Origin of the sequence: Rhizobium sp. N122, assembly GCF_002211295.1 — a bacterium.
Taxonomy (GTDB): domain Bacteria; phylum Pseudomonadota; class Alphaproteobacteria; order Rhizobiales; family Rhizobiaceae; genus Rhizobium.
Genome location: NZ_LOKU01000033.1, coordinates 35,802 through 44,086 on the forward strand (window position 1 = coordinate 35,802; position 8,285 = coordinate 44,086).

Here is an 8,285-nt window from a genome sequence, read left to right on the forward strand (position 1 = left end):
CTGGCCCTCGGCGGCGTAACTCCTAAGCGCCTTTCATTCGGGATCGGAAGCGTCTGATGCGAGCGTGGCTGCCGCAGGTCGCGTCTGAACACCACATCGTCGTCCGCTCTTGGAATGATCGGTAAGGCGAGCACTTGGGCAACCGAGAATTCGTTAAGGACGTCGGGCCGCGATGGTCGGTGAAGCCACGCAAGCACTAGCCGGTGCAGCGAAGACCTAGAGGCAGCGACTGACCAATCCATCCAAGCGCGCAGCAGGTGCCGATGTCGACGATAGCTCCGCTATCCTTGATGAAGGGCGGCATGTCCCAAGAGGAGGCGGACTCGCGCGATCAGCTTTCCTTATGCGGCTCCCGGACAGGTCGACGCGTTTCGAGGTCGAACAGATCGCCGGCGCTCAAGACGTGGAGCCTGAGGTCATAGATCGAAAGCGCTTCCTCCGGAGAAGCCTCGGCAATGTTCGAATGCGTGACATCACCGCCGTCGACGAGATAGACGGCTCCACTGCCGATCACCCGGAACTGCTGGCCCTGAACGACGATCGCCGTATCCTCGTCGATTCCTATGCCGAGCACGCGCGGGTTCTGTGAAACCGCACCGATCAGCCGGCCGATCCGGCCACGTTCGGCGAAATGCTGGTCGATGATCACGTTCGGGAGAAGCCCCAGACCGGTAGCCATGCTGATATCGCCGATGCGAAAGGAGGAGGCGTTGCGACCGCGCACCAGCATCGTCTCGCTCATCGCCGACGCGCCCGCCGAGGTTCCTGCAATAACCCCGCCGCCGGAAAAGATCTCATGGATCTGCCGATAAATAGGCGTATCGCCGATCAGGCTCGTAATGCGCAGCTGATCGCCGCCTGAGAAAAAAACCGCTCTGACCTGCCTCAGGCTCTCAAGTTTCTCGTTCATCGCCGCCTGGTCGCGCTCATCGATGTAAAGCTCCGTCACATCAGTCACCCCGAGGTCGGCAAAGGAAGATCGGTATTTTTCCAGATAACCGTCGGGTTCGTGCGACGCGACCGTTGCCAGCACCAGTTTCCCGTCCTTGATGCGGCTGGCCACCTCCTTTAGAATCACCCGGTCGCCCTCGTGATCCTCGTGACCGCCAATGATGATCAAGGTGCCGCGGCCGGATTTGCCTGTCTTGCCTTCTTTAGCCATGGCTCGCTTCCCCCTTCCTCAGATAGACCTTTGGATCGGGACTGGCGCTGCTTGCGATAGCGACTGCAAAATCCTCGCTGGTATGACCCCAGCCGAACTTTCCGTCCGGCGCCAGGACGATCCCACCTGCCTCTCCGCCGATGCGTTCGATATGAGCCAACGCTGCCTCGACAGCCTGATCGGGCGACAAATCCTCCAGCGCCTGCATCACCCGCGACGCCAGAATCATCCGCGCAATCTGTTCCCCGTCACCGGAAAAGACGACTCCGCCAATATTGTCATCGCAGTAGAAGCCGCAGCCAGGCTGCGGTGAATCCCCGATCCTGCCTATCGGCGCGCCCTCGAGACCGCCGGTGGATACCGCCGTCGCGAGGCGACCCCTCTCATCCAGAGCAATGCAGCCGACCGTGTCGTGTCCCCGTTCTTCTTTCGCCGACCGTTTCGGCTTGGGGATCATCGCGTCCGGGTGGCAGAGCCTAACTCCCGCCTCAGCGGCGAACGCCCGGGCGCCATCCCCAGCGATCAGAACGGGCTCCTCATAGAGCATCGCCTTCGCGACCGAGATTGGGTTGCACACGCCCTTGGCGACAGCGACCGCCCCGACGTTGAAGCTCGTTCCCTCCATCAGCGCTGCGCACATCTCGACCTCGCCGTCGATATTGAGCGCGCTGCCATAGCCCGCATTAAAGGTCGGATCATTTTCGAAAACGCGAACGGCGGCTTCGACTGCGTCGATGCTGCTGCCGCCATTCTTCAAGATTTCCGCACCCGCTTCCAGCGCCGCACGGCACCCGGCACGATTTGCTGACGCGTCCTCCTGCTCGATCGTTTTGGCGCCGCCGTGCACAATAATCGACCACATCAAGATATCCTCGCCTCGCTCGTCAAAGCCTGTTCGGTTTGCACGAAGGCTCCCTTTTTCCGACGACGGGCAGGACGCGATACCTGATGCCACACGCGGCCGATGTCGTCGGCGGCAATAACGATGAGATCATTCGGCAATGCCTGAGCGAGAGCTTTGTCGACCGCACGGCGTTCGCTCAAAACAATCTCCATGTCCGCCAATGGTGTTCCTGCGCGGCGGGCTCCCTCCATTAGAATGGCGGCCGCCTCGCCGGCTGGGCGACCGCGCGGATCATCATCCTCCTTCAGAATCAGCCTATCGAAGAGCCGGCCGGCGAGCGTCCCCATTTCAACTATGTCTTGGTCTCTTCGGTCGCCTGCGATCCCGATCACGCCGATACAGCGAGCATGTTCCCCCTTGAGCTTGTCAATCAGGCTGCCCAGAGCGCGCAGACCCTCTGGGTTATGCGCATAGTCGACGATGATCTTGAATCCATCCTTCTCGATGATGTTCAGCCGGCCTGGAGATTGCTCGAATGTCGTCCCGAAACTGCCCAGCGACCGGCGGATGACCGGCAGCGCGACACCTCCACAATAAGCCATCGCCGCCGCAGCGAGCGCATTCTCGACGTTGAAGCCCGCCAACCCGCTGAGCGTCGCTGGGATGTTGTCTGCGGTCGTGACCAGGATCATCTGGCCGCCATCGAAGAGCACTATATCCTTTCGCGTCGACGCCAGCTCGCAGACGACGGCTCTGCCGCCTTTCCGCACGTGACTTTTGAGGAAATCCGGCCAACGATCCTGCGGCTGCGTCGTGAAGTAACACAGTTCACCGCCTGCCTCCTCGCGCATCGCGGCTGTGTGGCTGTTGTCGGCGTTCAGAATGCTCCATCCACCCCGCCGGACCGACTCCACGACGACAGACTTGACGCCAGCCAGATCCTCGACAGTCTCGATGCCCTGCATGCCAAGGTGGTCGCTTGCAACGTTCGTTACGCAACCGACATGGCAGCCATCAAAGCCCAGGCCCTCGCGCAGGATGCCACCTCTGGCCGTTTCCAGCACCGCCACGTCGATGGTCGGCTCGGAAAGGATGAGGCGGGCGCTTTTCGGGCCGGTGCAGTCCCCGCTCGTGGTCAGCCGGCCGTCAATATAGATGCCGGTGCTCGTCGTCAGCCCCACCTTCCGGCCGTCTGCTGAAAGAATATGGGCGAGCATACGGGCGGTTGTGGTCTTGCCATTCGTGCCCGTCACGGCGAAAATCGGCACGCGCGAAGGCGCCTCCTCCGGATAAAGAAGGTTGAGAACGGGCTTTGCGACATTGCGGGGTCGTCCCTGGGAGGGATAAAGATGCATGCGAAAACCAGGCCCCGCATTGACCTCAATAATACCGCCGCCGGTTTCGATGACTGAGCGGCCGATATCAGGGGCGATAAAATCAATGCCGGCAATGTCGAGGCCGACGATCTGGGCGGCGCGGCAGGCTATAAACGCATTGTCGGGATGAATGTCATCCGTGCAGTCGACGGCGATGCCGCCGGTTGACAGATTGGCTGTCGGAAGCAGAACTACGCGCTCGTTCCTGGCCGGCACACTCGATAGGTCGAGCCCCGACTGGGAAATGAAATGCACCAGGCAGTCGTCCACCACGATCTTGGTGAGAGCCGCCTCGTGCCCCTCACCGCGCCGGGGATCCAGATTTACCTGCTCGATCAGCGTCTGGATCGTCGATCGGCCGTCGCCGATGACATGGGCAGGAACCCGTTTGGCAGCCGCCGCGATTTTCCCGCCCACGACCAGGATCCGATGATCTAGGCCGGTCAGCTGCTGCTCGACAAGGACCAACGAGCTGTGGGCCTGCGCCTGCAGGAAACCCCATGTCACCTGGTCCTCACTTGTTAGGCCAACGTCGACGCCTCGGCCATGGTTGCCGTCGACTGGCTTGGTTACAACGGGGAAGCCCAACTGACGTGCAGCTCGCACGGCAGCATCGGCATCTTCGACGATCATGCTTCGAGGAACGGGCAGCCCCGCCTCATGCAGCAGCCTGCCCGTCAGATCCTTGTCGCAGGCAATCTCCGTTGCAATTTCTGAGGTCAGCGAACTACAGCTCGCTCTGATGCGTCTGAGATGCTTGCCGTAGCCGAGTTGCACCAGGCTGCTCGAGTCCAGGCGACGCCAGGGAATGTCCCGTGACTCCGCCTCCTTTATGAGCGATGCGGTGGTCGGGCCGAACGCCCGGTTCAGATGAAGGGAGCGTAGCGCCTTCAGCGCGCCGGCAAGCTCGAAGCTTTCCAGTGAAGAGGCCGCGATCTGATCGGCACCCGATACACCCTGCAGTTTGGGGGGTAGCAGACTATCGACCAGTTCCAGGGCAAAACGTCCGGCCAAAAGGCCGACATCCTCGTCCTGATAGGCAAACATGATGTTGTACACGCCGGTTTCGCCGGATACCGAACGCGTCTTGCCTCTGGCGACGTTCGCTCCGACCATGTTTTGCAGTTCAATCGCGACATGTTCGACCACATGCCCCAGCCAAGTGCCGTCCCGTAGGCGGAGGAGAAATCCACCAGGCTCTCCATAGCAGCAGCCATGGCCCTGCAGCCCGGGCAATAGCTGTGTCAGCGTTTCCGCAAATCCTGGCAGGCGGTCCGTCGGATATTGCTCCAAGGTGCCCAGGTTCAACTGGATCCGGATCATCGGCGTTCGACTGTAAAGATGTGGTCCGCGATAGACGGCGGCTTCGCGCACATCCATGGGTCTCACCGCCCGCTTGCTCGTGACGGTGTTGAGGGGGTTCATGCGGTTCCTCCAGGTGTTGAATAAGGCACGGGTCGCTTCGGTCCACGACAACCGCTCTCCCACCGTAGTGGTTCCGCGATTGTACGAGACCGCACTCTCTCGAAATGAGGGATTGTTGCACAGCGGCCGACCCTTCATGCCAAGGTGATCCAGCCTCTTCCAGTGCGAGGTGAGCTCAGGCCGATTACTTCGAAAACGCGGAGGTCGACGGGCCGAGATTGAACAATGGCGAGACGGCTCGACCGAGAATGTTAAGCAAGGCCGTCTGTCGGAACTTGCCGATCCGACTAACGCCGCTCCCCGAGGACGGTCTAATATTGGCGGTCGAGCGACAAGCGACGCGACACACCGTTCCCCGGTAAGACTTTCTGATGCGTTTGTGCGTTACGAAGAAACCAAAAACGATGGCCCGGCTGGTCTTGCCCCTCTTGCCATGAATCAATCGCATGCAGCTCAACATTCTCAGATACGACTAGGTCGCAAGTTCGATCTCGTTCAAGAGGGTCGATTTCAGACCAAGTCGCTATGCCTGTGTACGGGAACCACAATTGCTCCGGCGGGCCACCGGGAGTAATCTTGCCTCGCAGCGAGCCCGGCTCGAAAGCCGAGTGAATGCGGAACCGCCACGGCTTTCAAAGGTTGGTGGAGCAGGAGGATGTCTTTGATGTCGCAAGGAAACCTCAACGGCAAGAAAGTCCTCGTCGTCGAGGACGAATACCTTCAAGCTCGGACGATCGCCGACGCCTTAATGGAGCACGGCGCCGATGTCATCGGCCCTTTCCCGACGGTCGAAAAAGCGCTGCAGTACTGCGGGCGGGATGTGATCGACGCTGCTATTCTCGACGTCAAAGTTGGCGACGTCACCTCGTTTACCGTTGCGGAAAGCCTCTGTCGCGACGGTATCCCTTTCATTTTTCTGACAGGTTACGATCGCGAGATGATCCCGCCGCGGTTCAAATTGGTCCCGCATTACCTGAAGCCATTCGTCGGAAGGGACGCCCCAACGGCCCTGGCGCTTGCGATCGCGCAACTTCGGTCCGAGCTCCCGCCGCGCCGGCCGACCAAGAGGCCGGATAGTTGAATTTTTTCTGTCAATGTCGCGACGCCTTACGCGAGATTCTTATTGCCACCTCGATCAGAACTTCGAAAGGCGCAATCGGCTTCCGGATTATTTGCTCTTTGCGGAACCGCTTCGGCAGCACGTCCCTGTCGAACCCGGTAACAAAGAAGAAGGGGATGCCTTTTTCGCGAAGAACGTCCGCAAGTGGAAATACGTCCTCGGCATTAAGCCTAATGTCGAGCACAGCGGCGTCGAGCGCCGCCTTTCCGAGCGCCAGAAAAGCTGCCTCGATATCGGGGTAGGGACCGACGACGTCACCACCATGCTTTTCGATCGCGCGCGCCATGTCCTGGGCTTGATCGTAATCATCCTCTACGACGAGGACGCGTCTGCCCACCAGATCAGAGAAGCTCACGCGCGTGCTCCCAGGATGTACAGGTTCCGAGAAGGCGGAGAAAGATCCGGTGCCAGTCCATCCGTCATCACCGAACGTGATCCTCAACCAAGCTTCGACTTTAGCATGTCGAGGTGGTCGATATGTTCCTTAATTTGGCCACGTGCAAGCTTCATAAGGCTCAGATGCTCGCGATCCTGGCCGATCTTGAGGTAGCCCTCTTGAATCGCCAGCAGCTTCTTATGGCCTTCGAGTTGGGCGGTAACGAACGCCTTGTCGAATTCGGCTCCGGATGCAGCCTTCAGCGAGTCCAGCGAAGCCTTGCCATCGCTGTCGAGGATCTTGGCCACTTCGTCGTCCGACGGCGGCTTCAGCGCTCCCTCCGCCTTTCCGCCCATCTCCATGGACTTCAGGATATCGGCGATGGTCTCCTGCTCAGCGACTTCCCATTTTGCAAACGACTTCACCATCCCGTCGGACGCCTTTTCGGTCGCGACGCGGCTTATGGCCAGCGACAGCGAGCCGACCTTCTTGGTATCTTCCGCATGTTTCTTTTCAGCGTCGCCCATGGCGGGGGAATGCGATTGAGCATGGACGAAAGTGGACGACAAAAGGGTGGGAAGCGCGGTTGCGGCTGCGAGTCCCGTCAGCATCTTACGGCGGTTCATGGGTATCTCCGGTCTGTTGAGCGGCCTCGATAACTTCAAGGCCGCCGCGAAGTTCCCGGTGACGTCCTTCAGCTAGGCAAGAACGTGCTCGATGCGCTCGACATGATGCTCCGGCACCGGTTCGCCAGGTTCCTCGGCAGCGGCGATTTCCGCCACCGTAAGTCCGGTCGCAATTGCAAGCTCCTCCAGGCTGTAGCCTCTGGAGATACGAGCAGCCCTGCGGCTTGCTGCTGGGGTCGTATCTGACATGACAATCTGATCCATGTTTTTCATTTCCAAATTTGCGTGCAAGAAATGTCCTAAGGGACGTTGAGTTCCATTACGAGAGTTAGCCGCCCTTTTTGCTCTTCTCCTTGCGTAGTCGCGACATCTTCAGACCCTCCGTCAGCCGCACGCTGGAGTATGCCATCTTCACTACTGAGGAGAAGGGCAGGATCCCTGACAGTGCAGTACCAAGTGCTTCAGGGTGGCGGTCATGGCGCGGATCGCCACCGTCTTGCGCTCGGGTTCCTCGATATGATGAGAAGGTCAAAAGCCTCGTGCTTTCCGGATAGCCTCTCTCATGCTAAGTTCGATCTCGATATCTTCGAGAAATCGGCGGGACTATTTCCGCAGCTTTCCAGCCTTGGAGTTATCGCAAGCGGGAGAACTCGTCGACTGTTTCGCTGAAGCTAAATGAATAGACGGCCGCGCAGCAGCGGTCGAAGTGGGAAGGGACCAAAGCTTGCCACTGCGCGGCCCGAACCCCCGCGGAGGGGTGGATCGCGAAGAGTGCAGGGCTTGCGCTGTCCAACAATCCAAGCGCCTAACCACTGTCAGTGTCGAGAGTTCCCGCAAGTTCCTACCAATAGCGAGATCGAATGATTTAGGGGTGGTGGACCGCACGACCACTGCCATATGGGGCGCAGCGTACAGGAGACTAATTTTCGTGCGGTCCGAGCGTGTAACAACGCCGCGGCGTCTGGGTTCACCAAGGTCGGCGAGGGAGGAGGCTGGATTGTAGATGGGGTGCGGGGAGACTGGACAGCTGTGTCGCCGCAGATTTGGCGACGCTCGCTTATCTCGGGCAGATAACCTTGAGTAAGTTCCTAAGACGATGGCTTCAGTGGCCATACGATTGGGAGGGCCTCCGTCCCTAACTAGCTAAATCCCGTCCCAACGCTAAATCAGTTTCCAGGTGAATGATGCCAGCTGCTGGCCGCGCATCGCCGGGAACTGATCGTCTATAAGGATGTTCGGGGGAATTCAAATGACAGGCCCGAGGAAGCAAGTGCTGGATCATGGGCAGTTAATCAAGCGTCAGAAAGTCCTCGCCGATTTCGGGGAATTTGCGCTTCGCTCCGACGATCTGGATGC

The 8,285-nt window shown here is 59.5% G+C and carries 7 protein-coding genes; 1 reads left to right on the forward strand and 6 read right to left on the reverse strand.

The window, feature by feature from the left end; translation table 11 throughout:
• Nucleotides 1-331 precede the first annotated feature (331 nt).
• From ATY75_RS21545 to cphA, 3 genes are read right to left on the reverse strand one after another with little or no spacing between them, the layout of a single operon-like run.
• Nucleotides 332-1,162, reverse strand: coding sequence for a cyanophycinase (locus ATY75_RS21545; RefSeq protein ID WP_088939117.1), 831 nt, complete (start codon nucleotides 1,160-1,162; stop codon nucleotides 332-334).
• The gene (locus tag ATY75_RS21550; RefSeq protein ID WP_088939118.1) at nucleotides 1,155-2,024 is read right to left on the reverse strand and encodes an isoaspartyl peptidase/L-asparaginase family protein; all 870 of its coding nucleotides are present in this window, start codon (nucleotides 2,022-2,024) and stop codon (nucleotides 1,155-1,157) included. Before ATY75_RS21550 ends, ATY75_RS21545 begins: the two co-directional genes overlap by 8 nt.
• Entirely contained in the window at nucleotides 2,024-4,807 is a 2,784-nt protein-coding gene (cphA, locus tag ATY75_RS21555; protein ID WP_088939119.1) for a cyanophycin synthetase, read from the reverse strand. Before cphA ends, ATY75_RS21550 begins: the two co-directional genes overlap by 1 nt.
• Before the next feature lie 664 nt (nucleotides 4,808-5,471).
• On the opposite strand from cphA, the gene ATY75_RS21560 reads away from it, so the two are divergent.
• On the forward strand, nucleotides 5,472-5,888 hold the full coding sequence (locus ATY75_RS21560) for a response regulator (RefSeq protein ID WP_190241402.1): 417 nt from the start codon (nucleotides 5,472-5,474) through the stop codon (nucleotides 5,886-5,888).
• 10 nt (nucleotides 5,889-5,898) lie between these two features.
• On the opposite strand, the gene ATY75_RS21565 is transcribed toward ATY75_RS21560, so the two are convergent.
• The 3 genes from ATY75_RS21565 to ATY75_RS21575 all read right to left on the reverse strand — a co-directional run bounded on the left by ATY75_RS21565 (nucleotide 5,899) and on the right by ATY75_RS21575 (nucleotide 7,193).
• Nucleotides 5,899-6,282 carry a response regulator gene (locus ATY75_RS21565; protein ID WP_088939121.1) on the reverse strand — a complete coding sequence of 128 codons (384 nt, stop codon included), beginning with the start codon at nucleotides 6,280-6,282 and terminating at the stop codon, nucleotides 5,899-5,901.
• 83 nt (nucleotides 6,283-6,365) lie between these two features.
• Complete coding sequence (locus ATY75_RS21570; protein WP_088939122.1) at nucleotides 6,366-6,929, reverse strand: DUF4142 domain-containing protein; 564 nt, start codon at nucleotides 6,927-6,929, stop codon at nucleotides 6,366-6,368.
• A 72-nt stretch (nucleotides 6,930-7,001) separates the two neighbouring features.
• Nucleotides 7,002-7,193 (reverse strand): hypothetical protein, encoded by a 192-nt coding sequence (locus ATY75_RS21575; protein WP_009986110.1) that lies wholly within the window; start codon nucleotides 7,191-7,193, stop codon nucleotides 7,002-7,004.
• Nucleotides 7,194-8,285: the final 1,092 nt, after the last annotated feature.